General features: G+C 60.3%; 23 protein-coding genes and 1 pseudogene. 13 read left to right on the top strand and 11 right to left on the bottom strand.

Features of this window, described 5'->3' with window-relative positions:
* From BN1800_RS08660 to BN1800_RS08640, 5 genes and pseudogenes are all read left to right on the top strand, one after another.
* The coding region (locus BN1800_RS08660) for an ISNCY family transposase (RefSeq protein ID WP_086996477.1) at positions 1-1125 on the top strand (1125 nt) is incomplete at its 5' end.
* Between the two features lie 370 nt (positions 1126-1495).
* Complete coding sequence (locus BN1800_RS08655; RefSeq protein WP_086996474.1) at positions 1496-2605, top strand: IS110 family RNA-guided transposase; 1110 nt, start codon at positions 1496-1498, stop codon at positions 2603-2605.
* Between the two features lie 406 nt (positions 2606-3011).
* A pseudogene (locus BN1800_RS42285) lies at positions 3012-3119 on the top strand (helix-turn-helix domain-containing protein); the annotation flags it as partial.
* A gap of 171 nt (positions 3120-3290) precedes the next feature.
* Complete coding sequence (locus tag BN1800_RS08645; RefSeq protein ID WP_027509512.1) at positions 3291-3527, top strand: type II toxin-antitoxin system Phd/YefM family antitoxin; 237 nt, start codon at positions 3291-3293, stop codon at positions 3525-3527.
* A gap of 3 nt (positions 3528-3530) precedes the next feature.
* On the top strand, positions 3531-3947 hold the full coding sequence (locus BN1800_RS08640) for a PIN domain-containing protein (RefSeq protein ID WP_027509511.1): 417 nt from the start codon (positions 3531-3533) through the stop codon (positions 3945-3947).
* Positions 3948-4334: 387 nt separating this feature from the next.
* Here the strand turns inward: BN1800_RS08640 and BN1800_RS08635 are convergent, their stop codons facing one another.
* Positions 4335-5303 carry a DMT family transporter gene (locus BN1800_RS08635; RefSeq protein ID WP_143533918.1) on the bottom strand — a complete coding sequence of 323 codons (969 nt, stop codon included), beginning with the start codon at positions 5301-5303 and terminating at the stop codon, positions 4335-4337.
* A 272-nt stretch (positions 5304-5575) separates the two neighbouring features.
* On the opposite strand from BN1800_RS08635, the gene BN1800_RS08630 reads away from it, so the two are divergent.
* Complete coding sequence (locus BN1800_RS08630) at positions 5576-6490, top strand: LysR family transcriptional regulator (RefSeq protein WP_027509509.1); 915 nt, start codon at positions 5576-5578, stop codon at positions 6488-6490.
* On the opposite strand, the gene BN1800_RS08625 is transcribed toward BN1800_RS08630, so the two are convergent.
* Complete coding sequence (locus BN1800_RS08625; RefSeq protein WP_027509508.1) at positions 6479-7432, bottom strand: alpha/beta fold hydrolase; 954 nt, start codon at positions 7430-7432, stop codon at positions 6479-6481. The two genes, BN1800_RS08630 and BN1800_RS08625, sit on opposite strands and share 12 nt — an antisense overlap.
* Before the next feature lie 24 nt (positions 7433-7456).
* A complete protein-coding gene (locus tag BN1800_RS08620) occupies positions 7457-7678 on the bottom strand; it encodes a DUF2798 domain-containing protein (protein ID WP_027509507.1) in 222 nt (73 codons plus the stop codon).
* A 184-nt stretch (positions 7679-7862) separates the two neighbouring features.
* On the opposite strand from BN1800_RS08620, the gene BN1800_RS08615 reads away from it, so the two are divergent.
* The 5 genes from BN1800_RS08615 (at position 7863) to BN1800_RS08595 (ending at position 10538) form a co-directional block, all read left to right on the top strand.
* Positions 7863-8465, top strand: a complete 603-nt coding sequence (locus BN1800_RS08615; RefSeq protein ID WP_086996468.1) for an SDR family NAD(P)-dependent oxidoreductase — start codon at positions 7863-7865, stop codon at positions 8463-8465.
* Positions 8462-8641, top strand: a complete 180-nt coding sequence (locus BN1800_RS08610) for a hypothetical protein (protein WP_086996466.1) — start codon at positions 8462-8464, stop codon at positions 8639-8641. The genes BN1800_RS08615 and BN1800_RS08610 overlap by 4 nt, the downstream gene beginning before the upstream one ends.
* 130 nt (positions 8642-8771) lie before the next feature.
* The gene (locus BN1800_RS08605; protein ID WP_086996463.1) at positions 8772-9566 is read left to right on the top strand and encodes an SDR family NAD(P)-dependent oxidoreductase; all 795 of its coding nucleotides are present in this window, start codon (positions 8772-8774) and stop codon (positions 9564-9566) included.
* A gap of 21 nt (positions 9567-9587) precedes the next feature.
* Positions 9588-9995, top strand: a complete 408-nt coding sequence (locus BN1800_RS08600; RefSeq protein WP_086996460.1) for an organic hydroperoxide resistance protein — start codon at positions 9588-9590, stop codon at positions 9993-9995.
* A gap of 93 nt (positions 9996-10088) precedes the next feature.
* Positions 10089-10538 carry a DUF6130 family protein gene (locus tag BN1800_RS08595; RefSeq protein ID WP_086996457.1) on the top strand — a complete coding sequence of 150 codons (450 nt, stop codon included), beginning with the start codon at positions 10089-10091 and terminating at the stop codon, positions 10536-10538.
* A gap of 122 nt (positions 10539-10660) precedes the next feature.
* Here the strand turns inward: BN1800_RS08595 and BN1800_RS08590 are convergent, their stop codons facing one another.
* The 5 genes from BN1800_RS08590 to BN1800_RS08570 all read right to left on the bottom strand — a co-directional run bounded on the left by BN1800_RS08590 (position 10661) and on the right by BN1800_RS08570 (position 16075).
* Complete coding sequence (locus BN1800_RS08590) at positions 10661-11509, bottom strand: sugar phosphate isomerase/epimerase family protein (RefSeq protein WP_086996454.1); 849 nt, start codon at positions 11507-11509, stop codon at positions 10661-10663.
* Between the two features lie 5 nt (positions 11510-11514).
* On the bottom strand, positions 11515-12510 hold the full coding sequence (locus BN1800_RS08585) for an ABC transporter permease (RefSeq protein WP_086996451.1): 996 nt from the start codon (positions 12508-12510) through the stop codon (positions 11515-11517).
* Complete coding sequence (locus tag BN1800_RS08580) at positions 12507-13508, bottom strand: ABC transporter permease (RefSeq protein WP_086996448.1); 1002 nt, start codon at positions 13506-13508, stop codon at positions 12507-12509. The genes BN1800_RS08585 and BN1800_RS08580 overlap by 4 nt, the downstream gene beginning before the upstream one ends.
* Complete coding sequence (locus BN1800_RS08575) at positions 13501-15015, bottom strand: sugar ABC transporter ATP-binding protein (RefSeq protein ID WP_179213766.1); 1515 nt, start codon at positions 15013-15015, stop codon at positions 13501-13503. Before BN1800_RS08575 ends, BN1800_RS08580 begins: the two co-directional genes overlap by 8 nt.
* Positions 15016-15097: 82 nt before the next feature.
* Positions 15098-16075, bottom strand: coding sequence for a substrate-binding domain-containing protein (locus BN1800_RS08570; protein WP_027509499.1), 978 nt, complete (start codon positions 16073-16075; stop codon positions 15098-15100).
* 242 nt (positions 16076-16317) lie between these two features.
* Here BN1800_RS08570 and BN1800_RS08565 point away from each other — a divergent pair, with 242 nt between their 5' ends.
* Both BN1800_RS08565 and BN1800_RS08560 read left to right on the top strand, forming a co-directional pair.
* A complete protein-coding gene (locus tag BN1800_RS08565) occupies positions 16318-17379 on the top strand; it encodes a LacI family DNA-binding transcriptional regulator (RefSeq protein ID WP_086996443.1) in 1062 nt (353 codons plus the stop codon).
* Positions 17380-17476: 97 nt separating this feature from the next.
* Positions 17477-17905, top strand: coding sequence for a DUF4864 domain-containing protein (locus tag BN1800_RS08560; protein ID WP_086996503.1), 429 nt, complete (start codon positions 17477-17479; stop codon positions 17903-17905).
* Between the two features lie 3 nt (positions 17906-17908).
* On the opposite strand, the gene tgt is transcribed toward BN1800_RS08560, so the two are convergent.
* The 3 genes from tgt to BN1800_RS08545 form a co-directional block, all read right to left on the bottom strand.
* Complete coding sequence (gene tgt / locus BN1800_RS08555; RefSeq protein WP_086996440.1) at positions 17909-19039, bottom strand: tRNA guanosine(34) transglycosylase Tgt; 1131 nt, start codon at positions 19037-19039, stop codon at positions 17909-17911.
* Positions 19036-20121, bottom strand: coding sequence for a tRNA preQ1(34) S-adenosylmethionine ribosyltransferase-isomerase QueA (queA, locus tag BN1800_RS08550; RefSeq protein WP_027509495.1), 1086 nt, complete (start codon positions 20119-20121; stop codon positions 19036-19038). Before queA ends, tgt begins: the two co-directional genes overlap by 4 nt.
* A gap of 69 nt (positions 20122-20190) precedes the next feature.
* Positions 20191-20700, bottom strand: a complete 510-nt coding sequence (locus BN1800_RS08545; protein ID WP_027509494.1) for a peptidylprolyl isomerase — start codon at positions 20698-20700, stop codon at positions 20191-20193.
* Positions 20701-20707: the final 7 nt, after the last annotated feature.

Here is a 20707-nt window from a genome sequence, read left to right as displayed (position 1 = left end):
CGCTATGCGGATTTCGGCCCGACCTTGGCGGCCGAGAAGCTTGCCGAACGCGATGGATTGCGTGTGTCGCGCGAGACGTTGCGCAGCTGGATGGTGGATGCTGGCCTGTGGCTATCACGCAAGCAGCAGCGGACGTTTCATCAGCCGCGTCTCCGTCGGGAAGCCTATGGCGAACTGGTGCAGATCGACGGCTCGGAACATCGTTGGTTCGAGGATCGCGGACCGGCCTGTTCGCTGCTGGTGTTCATCGACGATGCGACCGGCAAGTTGATGCAGTTGCGATTCGTACGATCGGAGAGCACCTTCAGCTATTTCGAGGCGCTTGAGCTCTATCTGAAGGAGCATGGTGCGCCGATTGCCTTTTATTCCGACAAGCATACGGTGTTCCGGGTTCCCAAAAAAGACGCCAAGGGCGGCCAGGGCATGACCCAGTTCGGGCGTGCGCTTTGCGAGCTAAACATCGAGATTCTTTGTGCAAATTCCAGCCAGGCCAAAGGACGCGTCGAGCGGATGAATCGGACGCTACAGGATCGTTTGATCAAGGATCTGCGCCTGGAGGGCATCTGCGGCATGGACGACGGCAACGCTTTTCTGCCGCAGTTCATGGCGCGGTATAACCAGCGGTTTGCCATCGCCCCTATCCGTTCCGACGATCTGCATCGGCCGGTGAATCTCGCGTTGGACCGGCTCAGGGACATTCTGTGCAAGCGTGAGCAGCGTTACGTCGGGGCGCAGCTGACGTTTTCGTTCGAGCGCCAGAGGATCATGCTGGAAGAGACGGAGGTGACGCGCGGACTGGTCGGTCGCTATGTCGAGACCTATGCCTATGCCGATGGCCGGCTGGATGTGCGCTGGAAGGGGCATTCCCTGCCCTACCGGGTGTTCGACAAGGACCAGCGGGTGACGCATGCGGCGATCACCGAGAACAAGCGGCTCGGTGATGTGCTGGCCTATATCAAGGAGCGACAGGATCAGCAGACGAAGCCAGTTGTGAAGACCAACAGTGACAAAAACGGCTACGTCAAACGTGCTCGCGGCCCGGGACGGCGGAAGGACTTCATGAACGATCCCGTCGTCATTGCCCGACGGCGACAAGCGCTCTCTGGCCTCGATGCGGCGGAATGACTGGCTGCTCCAACTGTCAAAGCTAAAGCTGAAGGGGTGCCCTCACCCGCCCCCGCCCTTCCCTTGCAACCCGGCCAAGCCGGTCCGGTCGGGGGCTTGCCTCAGCGCAAGTGGACATGCTGAGTATCGCATTTCTAAATGGCTGACGACGCCCAAAGTGACATTTCTACTTTGCACACAAACGGACATTCCAACCCTGCCGCCACATGATGATGTGTAGCGGCATTTTAGAAATGCGACACATAGGCCAGTTAGACCGTATGTTCGTGGGGTGAGCGTGGCCCGCCCCCGCGGTAAGCTGAAATCGGGGGTTGCTCTGGATTGGCCGGAGCCGAGCCCCACGCTTAGCGAGGGCGAACCATGAAAGAGAATAGCGTTACTTTTCATCGGCTTGGATACGTCGAAGCTGAAGATTTCGGTGGCGGTTGCCGATGGCGGGCGCAACGGCGAGGTGCGGTTTTTCGGCGATATCTCGTCGGAGCCGGCGTCGGTGGCGTCGATGGTCGCCAAGCTTTCCAAGCGTGGAGCCAAGCTTCATTTTTGTTATGAGGCCGGCCCGACCGGTTACGGTCTTTACCGCCAGATTGTCGAATTGGGGCATGACTGCGTGGTGGTCGCGCCGTCGCTGGTGCCCAAGCGTGCGGGCGACCGGGTGAAGACCAACCGCCGCGATGCCGTAAGCCTGGCACGCCTGCACCGGGCGGGTGAACTGACTGCGGTCTGGGTTCCGGATGAAGGCCATGAGGCGATCCGCGACCTGGTGCGGGCCCGGGAAGCTGCCAACGACGCGCTGAAGCAGGCGCGTCAGCAACTTCAGTCTTTCTTGTTGCGTCATGGCCGGGTCTATACCGGCCGCACGCCATGGACGCGCGCTCATGTCCGATGGCTGGCGCGCCAGGCCTTCGATCATCCCGCCCACCACATCCTGTTGGCGGAATATTGCCAGGCCATCGAGGATGCCGGCGTGCGTCTGGACAGGTTGACCAAGCTGGTGGTCGAGACCGCGGCATCCTGGTCGATGGCCCCGGTTGTGGCCGCCTATCAAGCAATGCGCGGCGTTGCGTTCATGACAGCGGTCACCTTTGTGGTCGAAATCGGCGATGTCAGACGCTTTGATAATCCTCGTCAGTTGATGGCCTATCTCGGTCTCGTGCCGTCGGAAAGCTCAACCGGCGAACGGGTCAAGCGTGCGGGGATCACCAAGGCCGGCAACATGCGCGCGCGAAGGGTCCTCGTCGAAGGAGCCTGGACATATCGCTTCCCGGCTCGCGTGAGCCCGGCGATCCAGGCCCGGCTGGATGGCCTGCCAAGAGCGGTTCGAGAGATTGCCTGGAAAGGTCAGATGCGGCTTTGCGCGCGCTATCGCAAGCTGATGGCGGCAGGCAAGCCGAAGGTCGTCGCGGTCACCGCCGTTGCCCGGGAAATGGCAGCGTTCCTGTGGGCGATTGGACAGGAGGTCGCTCCCACAGCAAAAATCTAAAGCCTATCGTCGGTTCAAAACGCGACAAACAGTCGAGAAGCAAAACATCTGCTGTTGAACAAAGATGGAGGCAGGGCTCCGGTGGGGAACCCTCGTCATGTCTATGTGGCGGATAAAATCCATGCCCGATGTTAGACAGAAGCAGCCCCAGACGAACACACGGAAATGCGGTACCCAGCCCGCGCATAAGAGTATGCCAGCCGTCGTCTAAATGCCCTGCCTCCTCCTTTGTTCAACAGCTTCGCGCATGTGCTTTCGTCGTCAAAACCGGAAAGGAAAAATCACGACCAAAGAGCTTGCAAACGAACATAAGAGAGATGCGACAGTCGTCGCCTCTTGGGATGCTGGTCGAACGTCAGCGTTGGGAAGCAAGATTAGCGACGACGTGCATCGTGGCCGAGGCCCTATGTGTTCGGCGTCGCAGGTTCGCCAAGGCAGCCTGACGGTCATCCGGGCCGCTGAGTTGCTTGGGCTCAGTCGCAGCCAAGTCCATCGGCTTTTGCAGGCCTATGATCATGGCCGGCACTCTCGACCTGGTTGCTGCGATTACGCTGGCAGTCACCGCTTTTCGGGCGCGTCTCCGAAGCATGGCCCGAAGGAGGCGCCGGGGAAGAGGACAGTCCATTGACCAAGCAGCGTCATCCTCCTATATTCTGACCATATAGTCATTTTTATGGAGGCGACAATGAAGAGCGTCCCTATTGTCGAGGCAAAAGCTCACTTTTCCGCCCTGCTGGCCGAGGTAGAAGCCGGCAAGGAAATCGCCGTGACCCGGCACGGCAAGGTGATCGCACGGCTGGTCCCAGACTACCCACGCAAGGCGGCCGAGGCCTTTCGGGATTTCTGGTCCGATGCCAATGAAATTGATCTCGTCGCGCACGAAGATCTGCCGGCCGAAGACGTGCCCTCTCTGGATGACTAGGTCGTGTCCGATCTCTACCTTATCGACACAAACATTGTGATCGCGGCTCTGAAAGGGCGCGAGGAAGTTCGCCAGCGGCTGGAATCCGAGGAGCTGAGTGCTATCCGCCTTTCGGCGATCGTGCTGGGCGAGCTGGAATTCGGCGCGGAGAAGAGCGAATACGGCGAGCGCAATCGTGCGCGTCTAGCAACGCTCGCCCAGCGCCTGCTACTGGTTGGGATCGATCACGACACCACCCGGCATTACGGAAAGATACGCGCGCTGCTGGAGCGACAGGGGACACCGATCGGCGCCAACGATACATGGATCGCCGCGCAGGCGCTGGCGATCGGCGCGACGCTTGTCACCGACAACGAGCGCGAGTTCGCGCGCGTGCCTGGCCTGACCCTTGAAAACTGGCTGCTGCCGCCAAAGTCCTGAGCGAGAGGGCCCGTCGCGCCGCCGATCTTTAGGTTGACACCACGCATCAGGGGTTGGCGGCCATGAGGCGCAGCTTATGCGCTCCGACTGGCGTGTCGGCGCTTGTACACTAATCATTGAATCGAACCATTGCCTAGCCTACGTGATAACCGCCATCCACCGGCAGGGTGACGCCGGCCACGCAAAGTTAAAGTGTCCTGATTCTGCAAAGTTGGAATGTCACTCTCCCCGGGTTTTGAGGACGTGGAAGATTGTACCAACTTCGATGATCTCTTGGGCCGAGCATGTCGCGTGCGTCTCGACGACTTCGCGGCAAATGCGGGCGCTGCGTTGGATGTCATTTCATCACCGATGCCAGCGCCTGTCATTGATCCGGCGCGCAGCAGGTCACTCCTGCGCAAGCAATGTCGTTCCCGATGCGAATTGGCGATCGTAGAAAATCCGCACTGACAGAACAACGCCGGCGATCAGGACAACCACCCCAGCCACTTCGATGGGGGTTGGCCAGCGGGTATGTGCGACAAGTCCTCCGATAACACCGAAGGCTGTTTCCGAGATGATCAATTGCGCGGCCAAGGCAACCGGCAGGCTCCGTGATGCAACGTTCCAGGCCCAAGCGCCGCCTACGGTTGCCAGCAGCGCGAGGGACACACCCCAAACATATAGGCTGCCGGCGGCACTCCAGCCGAATCCCAATGTTGGAAGCTGGAAGAGGTCCATCGCGGCACCGACAGGATAAAACGCCAGCATCAAGACGCCGCCTCCGACTAGTATCAGCGCTGACCACACACCGGAGGGCATTTCTGGTCGGGCGGCGAGTGCAGCCTGATTGGCAAGGGCGAACCAGACCCAAAGTCCCACGGCAGCGAGCGATAACGGCACGCCAATCCACAACGATTGGACAGAGTTCAATCCTTCGGTCGTGAATGCCGGGCCATTGACGAGAACGAGGCCGACCAGCACCAGCGCCAAAGGCATCATAAGGAATCGCCATGGCATTGATCCCTGACGCTGATTACCGATGACCATCAATACGATCGGAACCAGACCTAGAAAGGCGGGAGCGATGACTGGGCCGGCAAAGATGGCCGCTCCCGTCACCGTCAGGAAGTAGCCGACATATCCGACAAAGGCGAGCCAGATAGCTTGCAGGCAGTTTCGAAGCGTGAGGTGGCGCATGACGCGCTTCTCGGAAAACAGGATGTAAAGCCCGACGAGCGCAGAAACAACGTGACGGACTAGGGCAAAATCAAAGGTGGAATAGTCACCGATGATGAAGGGCACAACGAAGTTGAGCGAAAAGGCAAAGGCCGCAAAGAGAGCGGCTGACACGCCAACATAAAAGACCCTGTTCATAGTGGTCATCCCTTTGAGACTGCGTCACTGGAAATTTGATTGCGGTAACGCTGACAGCTTTGGTTAGCAATCAAGCGAAACCCTCTGTCGAATGACTAAAATTTACCGGCCGCGAGCCGTGGCTGGTACCCAGCGAAAATGAGAACCACCCTCTCGATACGCACCCATCGGACCATGATCGGGATACGATTCACGCAGACGACTGTGCGGCCTATTCAGCAGAACCGATTTCTCATATCCTCAACATCGAGGTTTCTAATCGTCGGGACGTTATGGATCGGCTTGATGCAATGCGGGTTCTGCTTGCGGTGGTTGACGCCGGGAGCTTGTCGGCGGGCAGCCGGAAGCTGAATGCGCCGCTGCCGAGTGTCAGCCGCAAGGTCGCCGATCTGGAGCGATATCTCGGCGCAAACCTCATCATCCGAACAAGCCGCAACCTGCAGCTTACCGACGCCGGTCGCGACTATGTCGATGCGGCGCGCAAAATCATCGCCGATCTGGAGGAGGTCGAACGCAGGGCCTCAGGCGAATATCAAACGCCGCGGGGACTGCTCACCATCACGATGCCGATCGAGTTTGGCCACCGGTACGTTCTGCCGATCGCACTCGACTTCATGAACGAGCATCCGGAGGTGACTTTGAACCTCCTGTCCCTCGACCGTTCTGTTCATCTCGCCAACGAGCAGGTCGACGTCGCCATCCGACTTGGTGAGTTGGTCGACAGTTCGCTCTACGCCGTCAAGGCCGGCGAGTTCCGCCTGTTGACCTGCGCAAGCCCGGCCTATCTGGAACGGCATAGCGTTCCCCAACATCCCACCGAGCTCACCAATCACGACGGAATCATGTTCCATAACCGGTCGTTCTTCTGGAGTTTCGAGATCGACGGGAAGTCTGTCGAGGCGATGCCACGCAGCCGGATCGAGGTCAACACGGCGGCCAATTGCGTCGCAGCCGCGCGAAATGGAGCCGGGATCGCCCGCCTCTTCGACTACCAGGTTCCGGAGGAAGTGTCCTCGGGCGCGCTCGTGCAGATCTTGAAGGACTACGGCGGTAGGCCCAAGCCGATCCACATCGTCTATTCGCGTCAGGGGCTACTCGCTCTCAAAGTGCGTGCCTTCATCGATTGGATGCTCCCCCGGCTTCGCGCGGCTTGCAGCAATTATTGCGATCCACCGTCACCGGAATGAAGCGCGCACTTCCTCGACCGTCCTCTCCGGCTTCTGGAGATGAGGGTAATGGCCAGTGTCAGGGAGAATTGAAAGTTCGGCCCTGAGCCGTTCGGCGAGTTCTACCCCCATTTCCTTCTTGATGTAGAGATCCTTCTCGCCCCATACCACCTTTACAGGAGTCCTTAGCTTGTCCAGATTGGCTTCGAAATACTGCTGGTCCCTGGTGAAATGCGTGTAATAGCTCGCAAAGGCGTCAGCCGTCGTCAGCGTGCCATAGGACCAGCCACGCGCCATGTCGCTCCTGAACCGGGCGGAGAGCTCGAACTGCACCTCCTTCGCTAGCCCTCTCCTGAAGGCGTTCTCGAGAATGTCCGCGCGGTTTTTGTTGAGCTGTTCCCGTGCCTGAGCCGCTGACCGCCTATCCTTCAGCTTCTGCAGGCTCTCATACATGTAATGCGGCCGATCGAAGGGCGCGAAGTCGCCGACGATAATGGTTCGTGCAATGTCGGGCTTCTCCAAGCCCAGCAGCAGCGCCGGCAGGGCGCCGATGTCGGTGGCATAGATCGTAAGCTTGGACCGGTCGATGTGAGCCTTCGCGATGTAGGCGTCAAGCACACGCGCATAATCCATCGGCGCATAAGAAAAGCGGTCCGTGGTCGGCCGCGACGAGAGCCCGAAGCCGGGCCAATCGAATGCGTGGACCTCGTAATCGTCGGCGAGAGCCAGGGATACTTCCTTCCAGGCATACATCGTTTCCGGGAAGCCATGCAGGAAGAGGACGGTCCCCTTCGGGTCGAGACTATGCACGACCGACCTTCTCAGTGTGATGTCGTTGTCGATCTGAATGAAGCTGATATTCGCCCTCGGTTGATGCGAGCGGTCCTCGGCATGTGTTACGGTCGCGATAGAGGAAATCATCGCTGCCGCGGCAAACAGCCGTCGAAGGGTGGCCATTGTCATGTCAGTAGCTCCAGCTTCGTCGCGTCAACGGACAACGCGGTCGACCTGCGCCTGAAGGCGCGGGCCGACCAGCAGGATGGCGGGGACAACGATGAGGTAGGCGATGCTCCACGAGCGGAGCCATGTCAGGACGAACCCCCTTGAGAAGCCCAGATTGAGCGCGAGCAATGTGAAAGAGATCAACCCTGTCGTTACGATACCCATCGACAAGGCGAAGGCGATCTTGCGTTTGAAATGCGTGTCCATGTCGGTCTCCCGGTTCGAGGTGAAATGGGGATCGGCTCAGCGGTTACGATCCCGGATTGTGGCTTCGAAGATCGCGCAACGTCGGCACCGGCGGTAGCGGGGAAACCTGAGAGGCAGCCTCTTGAATCCGGTAAGTTATCAATGGCGAGGAAACCGTTATACCGATCGCGAAAGGACAACCGTCATGTCGCGACCGCGCCCCAAAGCTCTCAACACTGACGCATCCTGTGCGATTGGCCTGGTCTACGCCGATCGCCTGGCACGCCGCGGGTATGATCTCGTGCTGCTTGCACATCGTGCCGAACGCCCGGGCGCGCTCGCGCGCGTCCTTCGAAGCGAAACCGATGCGGTGATCGAGGTGCGCGTCGCCGATCTGACACGGGAAGGTGATCTGAAAGATGTCGAGGCCGAGCTCGCTGAGCTCGATCTCCTTATCAACAATCTGGAGCTGCCGACGGACCGGCCGCTCGCTCATGGACGCATGTCGAGTCTTGATCGGCTGCTTGATACCAACATCACGGCCTGTACACGATTGGCGACCGCTGCAGCCCGAAGGCTAGCTCAGCGCCGTGAGGGCGCGGTCGTGAATGTTGCATCGGCGGCTGGTCTGGCTCCCGAGATTTCCGCAGGTGCCAATGGCGCCACCAGAGCCTTCGTCATCGCCCTGACCCGAACGATGCAAGTCGAGCTGATACATGACAACGTCTATGTCCAACTCGTCATCGCTGCTGCCACACGGACCGATATTTGCCATGGGATTGTCCGCCCGAACCTCTGCCTAGCATGATGTCGCCGCAGGATTTCGTCGACGCCGCGATGGTCGGGTTCGATCTTCGCGAGCCAATCACCATCCCCTCGCTCGCCGAGACGGGGGAATGGACGCGGTACAAAAGCGCCCGCAACGCACTGCTTTCCGGCCTCGTCAATAGCGATCCGGCTTCTCGCTACCTGAAGCGTGGCTGATCGAAAACGAGAGGCTCACTCTCGTTTTCGCTCACTACCGGTCAACTTTTCCCAAGCTCATATTCCCGTCATCGCTGCCCACAACCACATTGGTCCGGGCGGCGTCCATCAAAACCCGAAAGGAAATGCCATGCCTGAGACATTGGGAACGGCCGTCATTACCGGGGCCTCGAGCGGCATCGGCGCCCTCTATGCCGATCGCCTTGCCCGTCAGGGCTATGACCTGGTGCTCGTCGCACGAAATGCCGAGCGGTTGGAGCGGATCGCGCGTCCGATCCGCGAGCAGACAGGCCGCATCATCGAGACCGTCACTGCCGACCTGACATTCGCCGATGACGTCAACCGCGTCGCCAGCCTGATTGCCGACAACGCCGAGATCACCGTACTGATCAACAATGCAGGCGTGGGAGCGACCGCGCCGTTGCTTCAATCCGACGCCAATGCGATGAGCGCGATGATCGCACTCAATGTCGAGGCGCTAACGCGGCTGACCTATGCCGCCGTCCCCGGTTTCGTTGCACGCGGCCGGGGAACGATCGTCAATATCGCATCGATCGTGGCGATCACGCCCGAAAGGCTGAACGGCGTCTATGGCGGCAGCAAGGCGTTCGTCCTCGCCTTCAGCCAGAGCCTCCGGCAGGAGCTCGAGGGTAGCAATGTCCACGTTCAGGTCGTCCTTCCCGGAGCGACCGCCACCGACTTCTGGGACGCCGCCGGTCTGCCTGTCGCGCACCTGCCCGAGGAAATCGTCATGCCGGCCGATGCCCTGGTCGATGCGGCGCTCCTGGGGCTTTCCCGCAAAGAATTCGTCACCATACCCAGCCTGCATGATGTCGCGCAGTGGGATGTCTACGAAGCCGCCCGGCAGGCCATGGCCGGAAATCTGTCTACCAACAAACCAGCAGCCCGCTATCTCGCCGGCTGAAATTCAACAAGGTACATCTTAATGCCGAAAGTCATCTACACTGGCAACACCAACACCACGGGCGGCCGAGACGGCGCGTCTCGCAGTTCCGACGGGCGTCTCGATGTCAAACTGTCGCCGCCGGGCTCTTCAGGCCTAGGCACAAATCCCGAACAGCTCTTCGCGGCGGGCTGGTCCGCCTGTTTCCTCGGCGCAATCGGAAGGGCGGCTGCCGAGCGCCAACTCCGCGTGCCCGCCGACGCTGCGATAAATGCCGAAATCGACCTCGTCTTCAATGACGACGGCTATGTGCTGCAGGCACGGCTGAATGCAAAGCTGCCGGGCATCGAGGCGAACCTCGCCAGGTCTTTGGTCGAGCGCGCCCACCAGCTCTGCCCCTATTCCAAGGCCACCCGCGGCAACATCGCAGTCGAGCTCAATGTCGTTTGATCGGTGTCCGATTAAGGCCCTCCAACCCAACACCGCGCCGGCGTCCCGAGATATGTCGGTCATGACCGGCGCGACTACGACGAGATTTTTGTCATGACCACGATCACAAGAGCCCTCGCAACGGCAGCTTTCCTACTCGCCGCGGGCACACCCATCCACGCGCAATCGCCGCAACATGCAGCCACACAGTTCCTGCCGATCAAGAACGAGCCTGCACCCAAACTCTTCGTGGATCAGCCCCTTCCGAGACCTCTGATTACCAGAGGCGTAGCCATCATTCCCTATCGGGCCGAGAACTTCCGCATCCTGCCCATCTTCGGCGCTAGCGCAACCGATGTCTCGCCGCGAGCTGGGCACCTCCATGTCAGCATCGATGACCTGCCATGGCGGTGGGCCGATGCAGGCGGCACTGGCGCGATCGTCCTGACCGGACTGCCGCCAGGCGAACACAAAGTGCTCATCGAAATCGCCACGCCAGAACACGAAGTGCTAGGCGGAAAAGTTGTGAAATTCACTGTACCCGCGATCGACAGCGCTCGATGATTTTCCCCGAATTGCGCCGCAACGCGTTCGAGGATTAAGCAAAATCTCAACGGCTATTATTGCGCAACAGCGAACGAGATCGCACGCGAGCGGCGCGCCAAGCTGCGCAAATAGCCTCAGCGTCAGATCAGGCCGTATTGCCGTGCCTTGTTGCGCAGGAACGGCAGGCCGTTACCCATCACCTCTGCCTCGTCTTTTGCCACCGGCCGCCAGACCGCGAGGCCGTAAGCGACCTGCGGCGGCATGTTGATGAAACTCTCCATCGCGAGCCCGCCCTTGAAGCCGATGGCGGCGAGCGCCGCGTATACCTCGTTCCAGGGAACATTGCCGTAGCCTGGCGTGCCTCGGTCGCTTTCCGAAAGATGGATGTACTTCAGATGATCGCGGGCATCGAGAATGCCGTTGGCGGCACCCCTCTCCTCGATGTTCATATGATAGGTGTCGAGATGAACGAAAACATTGTCGGCCCCGACCCGCTCGATCATGTCCACCGCCTGGCGGGCGGTGTTGATCAGATGGTTCTCGTAACGGTTCACCGCCTCGACGCCCAATTCGATACCCTTCGACTGGGCATGCTTGGCCGCTGCCTGCAGCGCGCGCGCGATATTGTCGTATTCGCCTTGCGTCGGCGGTACGCCAGTGCGCTCGCCGATGCCGCCGAAAATCACACCGGAAAGCGCTTCCGCCCCCATTTCCGCCGTTTTATCGATGGCGACCTTCAAATGCTCGATCGCCGCGTCGGGACGAACTGATGCCCAGGCGTTCTCCGGCAAGCCCAGCGAGCAGACAGCGCGCAGCTTGTGTTTTTCCAGCAAGGTCCTGGTATGCGCCGCATCGACGGCCGGGACATTGAGGAGCGCGATCTCGATGAAGTCCATCTCATATTTGACGGCGGCGGCAATCGCCTTTTCCGCGCCGGCGCGATCCCAATTCATGGTCCACATGCTAGTATGAACACCAAAGCCTTCCATGGGCCTTATCCTTTTTTCCGGTTGAGCAGTTTGAGATGCCCCGCGGCGTAGCGCAGGATCATCACGGCGATGAGCAGGATGCCCCAGACGGCCGTCGCCAAATGCTGGTTGGCGCCCATCAGGTTGAGACCGGACGCGAGCAGTTGCAGAACGACGAGCGCCACGAAAACGGGGATGACCCGGCCGAAGCCGCCGAACGGATTGACGCCGCCGAGAAAACAGGCAAGCACGGTGATCAACAGGTAGGATTCGCCGTGACCGACGCGCACCGAGTTGAACCGGGCGAGCATGATGATGCCGGCGACCGCGCACATGGCGCCAGACAGCATATAAACCAGCACCAGGACCTTGCGCGTATTGACGCCCGAATATCGCGTCGCCTCGATATTCGAGCCGATCATGTAGGTGTTGAAGCCTAGCTTCATCCGCGTCAGCAACAGATGCCAGATCGCCACACAGCCGATGAAAACGAGGAGCGGCACCGGAAAACCAAGCACGCTGCCATGACCGAGCGGCGCAAGGTAGGCCGGGAAGCCGGAAACATCGCCGCCGCGCGTCAAGAACTCGCCGAGCCCGCGTAGGAAGATCATCATCGACAACGACACCAGGATCGGGTGGGCACGCGTATAGGCGATCACCAGCCCCATCACGACACCGCTTGCCGCGCCCGCGCCGATAGCGAGCAGGCTGCCGAGGAAGAAGGCGAAGGGTCCCGCATCCACGCCGCCGTTCATTTGCAACACCCAGGCGAGCGTCAATCCGGCAATGTTGGCGGTGAAGGTGATGGCAAGATTGAGCCCGCCGGTGAGCACCGGCAGCAGCATGGCGAGCGTGAGAAGCCCGAGCTCCGGCAGCTGGAAGGCGACTGAGCCGAAGGTGGCACGACTCAGGAACTGAGGCGACGCCAGGCCGAAGAAGAGCACCACCGCGAAGAGCGCAAGTCCCGGCCCGGCCATTTCCGGCCCCAGGACGGCCCTGCTGCGCCTGATGATTGCGGTCATTTGCTGCCTCCATTCTGGCGCATGAACGGCAGCAGCTTTTCAATGCGTGCATTCGACAGCGTGATGGCAACCAGAATAATGGCGCCGACGATCATCTTGAAGGCATAGGGCGAGACGCCTGCGAGATTGAGACCATTCTGCGTGATCGAGATGAGCAGCACGCCCAGCACGCAACCGAGCACCGACCCCTTCCCGCCGCCGAGCCGGGCGCCGCCAAGTACCACAGCGGCAAGTACGTCGAGCTCGCGGCCGTATAGCGCGTTCGGGACGACTTCCTGTGCGTAATGCGCCTGGATCAGGCCGCCGATACCAGCCATCAGGCCAAGCCAGCCATAGGCGATGAATTGCATTGCGCCGATATTGATGCCGAAACGGCGCGCGCCTTCCGGATTGTCGCCGAAAGCATAAAGCTGCCGTCCTGTCGTCGTTCGTGTGATGAGCAGCCAGGTGGCGGCGACGCAGATGAGCATGACCAGCACCGGCAGCGTGATCTCGATCCAGCTTCCGTCGGCCATCTCGTGCTCGAACAGGATAATGCGCGTGGTCAGCCAGTCCGGCAGATCGTAGATCGATACTCCGCGCGTGAAGAACATCAACAGGCCAAAATAGATGTTGAAGGTCGCGATGGTCACAACGATCGAAATGATCCGGAATTTGTGGATCAGGAAGGCATTGACGGCTCCGAGCAGGATTCCGAGTCCGCTGGCGATCAGCAATCCGCTCACCCAACTGCCGCCGCCTACCCAGCCGAGCAAGATTGCGGTGATGTATTGAACGACGGAGGCGGCGACCGCGAAGGAGATATCAATGCCACCGGCAATCAGCACGACCAGCAGGCCAACGGCGAAAATGATGTTGACAGAACTGGTGTTGAGCAGGTCGAACGCGTTTCCCAGCGAAAAGAAGCGGTCGGTGACGATCGACAGGAAGAGGCAGATGATTGCGATAACCGCAAGCAGGGCAAATTCCGTCGCATGGGACTGAACGGCGTTACGCATAGACGGCAGCCTCAATGTCCTGAAGTGCGCAATCGCGCGGCGTAAACCTGTTGACGATACGGCCCTTGGCCATATGCAGAACGCGATCCGCGTGGAAATAGACCTCCGGGACCTCGTCGGAGATCAGGATGATCGCGAGGCCGCTGTCGGCGAGCTTGGCGACGATATCGAAGATGCCGGCGCGGGCACCGACATCGACGCCGACGGTCGGGGCGTCGAGAATGAGCAGTTTCGGGTTTGTCGCCAGCCACTTGGCGATGGCCACGCGCTGCTGGTTGCCGCCCGAAAGCGTCGAAACGGCATCGTCCTGCTTGCCGATCCTGATGCCGAGATCGGCGATCCACCGGGCAACGAGATCCCACTTGCGGGAATCGGACAACAGCCCGCGGGAGATGATCCTGTCAAGCGACGCGATCACCAGGTTGTCGGCGATCGACTGAGGCTGAATGAGGCCGAGCGACAGCCGGTCCTCGGAGAGATAGGCGATACCGGCTGCGATGGCCTCGCGATTGGAGGAGAAACGCACCGGCTTGCCCTCAAGCCGGATCGTACCAGCTTTCGGTTTCAGCATGCCGAACAAGGAGTGCGCAAGCTCGGTGCGGCCGGCGCCGAGCAGGCCGGTAATACCCAATGTCTCCCCGCACCGCACGCTAAGGGAAATATCCTCGAACTGCCCCGGCCGCGAGAGCCCATCGACCTCCAGCACCACCGGATTGCGGCTAACGTCGCGGACGCGGAGCGCCTGGTCGAAAGTCTTTCCGGTCATCAGCTCGGTGATGCGCGACTGGGTCATGCCTGTTGCCGGATAGATGCCGACAAGTGCACCGTCTCTCAGGACCGTCAGCCGGCTCGATATCTCGAGCACCTCGGCGAGCCGGTGGCTGACGAACACAACGGCCACGCCGGAAGCGGAGAGTGTCCGGACAATGCCGATAAGACGGTCGGTTTCAGATTGCGTGAGCGAGGCGGTTGGCTCGTCCATGAAGACCAGCTTGGCGTCACCGATGAGCGCTCGCGCGATTGCCACGATTTGGCGCTGGGCGATCGCATAATCCTTCAGTGGCAGATCCACATCGAGAGCGACGCCAAGCCGCGCAAGCGCCCTTACCGCGGTCTCCCGCATGCTGTTATAGTTGACAGGCCGCGGCCAGCGGCCAAGCACCGTCTGGAAGGCGATGTTCTCGGCAACCGTCATTTCCGGAAACAAGGCGAGATCCTGCCAGATGACCTGGATGCCCGCGGCTTGGGCCGTTACCGGCGACATGTGCGAATAGGTCTGGCCGTCATATTCGATGACGGCACCGGACTGGGGACGATAAACGCCGGTGATGATCTTGATCAACGTGCTCTTGCCGGAGCCGTTTTCACCCGCCAGGCAATGCACCTCGCCTGGAAGAACGTCGAAGCTGACGTTCTTCAACGCTTTGACGCCGCCGAAGGTCATGTTGATGTTGCGCAGCGACAACAGCGGCTTTGGGCCGTCTTCCGGGCTTTCAGGTGCGGTCATCATATCAACCTATGGAATTTCCCGGCGCCACCGAGCCGGCCGAAGCCAGCCCGGCAGGCCGGGAGAACGCGTCCTGGCGAACTTACAAGCCCATGCCCGCAAGCTCGTCCACGGTGTCCTTGTTGATCGGCAGCAGTTGATCGACGATGATGTCGTTGCCGACCGGCTTGATCACACCAAGACCGGGAATGTTGTCGCCGTCCTTGACGCTCTCACCCTTGATCAGGCGATCGGCCATGGTGACGAAGACTTCGCCGGCCTGCTTCGGATTCCACATGAAGCCTCCGGAAATCGCGTCCGCCTTGATGAGCTTCCGGCCCTGGCCGGGCGAAAAAGGCCCAAGAACGAAGATTTCCCCAGTCTTGCGGCGCTCCTCGACGGCGCGGCCCGCACCGATGGGGCCCTGGCTGCCGAAAGCAAGGAAACCCTTGAGATCCGGATGCGCGGAGATGAGATCGAGTGCCGTCGAGCGGCTCTTGTCGACATCCTCGGCCACGCCGTAGCGCTCGCCGACTAGCTTCATATCGGGATAATTCGCCTTGATGTAAGCGATCGCTGCATCCGCCCAGGCATTGTGCAACGGAACCGTGAGCGAGCCGACGAACACGGCATATTCGCCCTTGCCGGCCATTTTCTCCGCCAGGAGCTTGGCATGCGCTTCGCCGAAGCCGGTCGACGAGGCCAATTCGAAATTCCAGTCGGCGCCTTTCTGGCCGGGCGATTCATGGGTGATCACGATAATGCCCGCCGCCTTCGCCTTGGCCAGAACGGGTTCCAGCACTTTCGCGTCGTTCGGAACGACGCCGATCACTTTGACGTTCTGGGCAATCAGGTCCTCGATGGCGCGCACCTGAAGCGCTGGATCGGCGCTCGTCGGGCCGACCATGAAGGCATCGAGACCGAGCTTGCCCCCCTGCTCCTTGATCCCGGCTTCCATTGCATTAAACCATGGGATGCCACCGATCTTGACGACGACGCCGACCTTATCTGCGGCCAGCGCTGCGAACGAAACGCCAAGCGACAGCGATGCAGCAAGCACTGCGATCATAAGCTTTTTCATATCTCTTCCTCCTCCAGACGTTTTCACGCAGGGAAACACTCACGGGCCGCCGGCTGGCGGTACCTGTCAGTTTGGTTTCGGTCGACGCGGAAATCGCATCCTCCAACGCGCCGCCTCCTCAAGCGGACCTCAAATGCACAATCGATATTTCTTCCTTGCACAATCGATGGTGCAAATAATATCTTTTGGATTTAAGCTTTCGTCAAGAGGAAATCGGCACTAAGGAACTGCTGGAGGATCACATGAAGCAACAGGGCAAAAAGAAAGCGACGATCTATGATCTTTCGATCCTGTCGGGATGCTCCGCCTCGACCGTCAGCGCCGTCCTGAACGGCACCTGGCGTAAACGGCGCATTCGGGAAAGCACGGCCGAACTTATTCAGAACCTCGCCGAACAGCACCAATATACTGCCAACCTCCAGGCCCGCGGCTTACGCAATTCCCGCTCGGGGCTTGTCGGGCTGCTTCTGCCGGTGCATGACAACCGCTATTTCTCGTCCATGGCACAGACCTTCGAGGCACAGGTGCGCAGCCACGGCAAATGTCCGGTCGTCGTCAGCGCTTCCCGCGATCCTCAGGAAGAGCTTGCAACCGTCGAAACGCTGATCTCCTATTCGATTGATGAACTGTTCATCGCCGGGGCAACCGATCCCGACAGCGTTCACACCTTGTGCGAAGCCGCGGGCATCCGGCACATCAATATCGACCTGCCGGGGACGAAGGCGCCATCGGTCATCAGCGACAACTATCAGGGCGCGCGGATGCTGACCGAAGCGATCATTCAGCGTTTCGATCCCGCCCGTCCGCTGAAGCCCGACGAGCTATTCCTGTTTGGCGGACGTAACGACCATGCCAGCCGGGAACGCATAAGAGGCTTCCGCGATATCAAAAAGGCGCTGCTCGGCACGAGCAAGGATGCATGCATTCAGCCGACCGGCTATTCACCCAATATGACACAGAAGGCCTTCGAAGCCTTCTATGAGCGCGAAGGCAAGCTGCCGCGCGGGCTCTTCATCAATTCCTCGATCAACTTCGAGGGTCTGCTCCGCTTCATGGCGCAGCACCCCCACGAGACCTTCGCCGACATCGTCGTCGGCTGCTACGACTATGATCCCTTCGGCTCATTCCTGCCCTTCCCGGTCATCATGATCAGGCAGAACACCGAGAGCATGCTTGCAAAAGCATTTGAGCTCATCGAAGAACATCGCCCCGTCAACAAGATTCACCTCATCCAGCCGGAGTTGATCCATCCACGGACCGCGCTGAAAGGCCCCCTGGACGCAATCAAGGATGTCTACGCTTGAACAGAGCGTCGAAAGCTAGGGCCTTCCCCTGACGCGGCCTACTTTTCTAATCCGCAAAATGGCCTACACTCCGATTGATATCGCCGGAGATGAATCCATGCGCGCCCTATATGCTGTGCTTGCTCTGTGTGCTGCGACGGTCCTCTTCTCCTTGCCGGCGCGTGCTGAAGATCCGATCGATGCGACGCGGCATATCATCGAGGATCAGATCACGGCTTTCCTGAAGGACGATGCGGAAGCGGCCTATTCCTTTGCTGCGCCTGGTATCAAGGCGATGTATCCGGACAAGAACATGTTCTTTGCGATGGTGAAGAAGAGCTACGAGCCTGTCTATCATCCCGGGAACTACGCCTTCGGCCGCAGCCGTTCGATCGATGACGGCACGATGATTTATCACGAGGTTCTGATATCCGGCCGCGACGGCAAGGACTGGACGGCGATCTACCAAATGATGCGGCAGCCAGATGGCGGCTACAAGATCAACGGCGTGCAGATCGTGCCGGATACCGAGAGCAAAGGCATCTGAACCTCAGGCGCGCTCGAGATCGCCCTTTGCCCATTCCTCCTGCGTTTCCGACATGAAATCGGCGAAGCGACCCTCGGAAATTGCCGCGCGGATGCCCTGCATCAGCTCCTGATAGTAGTTGAGATTGTGCCAGGAGAGCAGCATGCCGCCGAGCGCCTCATTGGCCCGGACGAGATGGTGCAGATAGGCGCGCGAATAATCGCGCGAGGCCGCGCAATTCGACTGGTCGTCGAGCGGGCGCGTATCCTCAGCATGGCGGGCGTTGCGGATATTGACCTTGCCGCGGCGGGTAAAGGCCAGGCCATGGCGGCCGGAGCGGGTCGGCATCACGCAGTCAAACATGTCAATGCCGCGGGCAACCGATTTCAGGATATCGTCCGGCGTGCCGACGCCCATGAGATAGCGCGGCTTTTCGCTCGGCAGCACCGGCAGCGTTTCCTCGAGCATCTTCAGCATAACGTCCTGCGGTTCGCCGACGGCAAGACCTCCCACCGCATAGCCCTTGAGGTCAAGCTGTGCCAGTTCTTCGGCCGAGCGGATGCGGAGTGCGGGAATGTCGCCACCCTGCACGATGCCGAACATCGCCTTGCCCGGCTGGTTGCCAAAGGCCACCTTGCAGCGCTCGGCCCAGCGCAGTGAAAGCTCCATCGCCCGTTCGATCTCACGCGGTTCGGACGGAAGCGCCACGCATTCGTCAAGCTGCATCTGGATGTCGGAGCCGAGCAGGCCCTGGATTTCGATCGAGCGCTCCGGCGACATGTGGTGCAGGCTACCGTCGACATGCGACTTGAAGGTGACGCCCTGCTCGTTAAGTTTGCGCAGAGCGGAAAGCGACATGACCTGGAAGCCACCGGAATCGGTCAGGATCGGATGTTCCCAACGGATGAGGCTGTGCAGGCCGCCAAGGCGCGCGACACGCTCAGCCGTCGGCCGCAGCATCAGGTGGTAGGTGTTGCCGAGAATGATGTCGGCGCCCGTTTCGCGAACCTGGTCGAGGTACATCGCCTTGACCGAGCCGACAGTGCCGACCGGCATGAAAGCTGGCGTGCGGATCGTGCCGCGCGGCATGGAGATTTCGCCGAGGCGAGCGCCTGCATCGGTCTTCTTGAGGGCGAACTGGAAATTCTCGGTCATTTGTCTTTCCGGAAAAGAAGGCTCGCGTCACCGTAGGAGTAGAAGCGGTAGCCGTTTGAAATGGCGTGTTTGTATGCCGCCTGCATGGTCTCGAAGCCAGAGAATGCTGAAACCAGCATGAAGAGCGTCGAGCGCGGCAAGTGGAAATTGGTCATCAGGACATCGACCGCCTTGAAACGGTAGCCAGGCGTGATGAATATGCCGGTGGCGTCCGCCCAGGCACGGATTTCTCCATCGTCGGCAGCCGCGCTTTCGATCAGCCGCAGCGACGTCGTACCGACGCAAATGATGCGCCCGCCCCTCGCCTTGACGGCGTTCAGTTTTGCAGCCGTCTCCGCGCTAACATAGCCGCTTTCAAGATGCATCTTATGATCGGCGGTGTCGTCGGCTTTGACCGGCAGGAAGGTGCCGGCGCCGACATGCAGCGTCACGAAATGGCGTTCGACACCGGCCTTGTCCAGAGCTTCGAAAAGTCGTGGCGTGAAATGCAGGCCGGCGGTGGGCGCTGCAACGGCGCCTTCGTCGCGGGCGTAGATCGTCTGGTAGTCAGTGCGATCGCGCTCGTCGTCAGGACGCTTGGCGGCGATATAGGGCGGCAGCGGAATATGGCCGACGGAGGCGATCGCCTCGTCGAGCCCCGGGCCGGAAAGATCAAACGCAAGCGTGACTTCACCGCCCTCGCCCTTCTCCTCGACGGTGCAATCGAGCTGGCCAAGGAAGCAGCTTTCCCCGCTGTGGCCGAAGGCGATGCGATCACCGATCTTGATCCGTTTGCCGGGCTTGGCGAAAGCTTTCCAGCGACTGGCACCGACGCGCATATGCAATGTCGCCGAGACCTGCTGGCCGCCCGCCCCTTCGCGATGGCGGATGCCTTCGAGCTGCGCGGGAATGACCTTGGTATCGTTGAAGACCAGCGCATCCCCTTGCCGGAGGAACGACGGCAGCTCGCTGACTGAGTGATCGCTGAGGACCGTTTCGGCATGCGGATCGACGACGAGCAGGCGCGCGCTATCGCGCGGCTCGGCGGGCCGCAGGGCGATCCGTTCATCCGGCAGGTCGAAATCGAAAAGGTCAACGCGCATCGGGCACTTTCAGCAAAGCAAAACCCGCCCCGCGCTTTCGCGCAAGGGCGGGTTCAGCAGAAATCACAATCAGACGTCAGCGGCAACCCGCATCGAGACGATCGAGTCCGGGTCGCTGACTGGCTCGCCCTTCTTGATCGTGTCGACAACATCCATGCCTTCGATGACCTGGCCCCAGACGGAATACTGCTTGTTCAGCCAAGGCGCATCGGTGAAGCAGATGAAGAACTGGCTGTTTGCCGAGTTCGGGCTCTGCGAACGCGCCATCGAGCAGGTGCCGCGGACATGGGGCGTGGCAGAGAATTCGGCTTTGAGGTCCGGCTTCGGCGACCCGCCCATGCCGGCGCGGCCCGGGTTGAAGTTCTCGCCGCCCTTCTTGCCGAACTGGACGTCGCCAGTCTGCGCCATGAAGTCGGGAATGACGCGGTGGAAGACGACGCCGTCGTATGCCTTCTCGCGGGAAAGCTCCTTGACGCGGGCGACATGCTCGGGGGCTACCTGCGGCAGCAGCTGGATGACCACCTTGCCCTTCGTGGTTTCCAGGATGACGGTGTTTTCCGGATCCTTGATCTCGGCCATTTTCATT

Origin of the sequence: Rhizobium sullae (assembly GCF_900169785.1) — a bacterium.
GTDB classification, from domain to species: Bacteria; Pseudomonadota; Alphaproteobacteria; order Rhizobiales; family Rhizobiaceae; genus Rhizobium; species Rhizobium sullae.
This window is presented reverse-complemented; position numbering and strand designations above follow the sequence as displayed.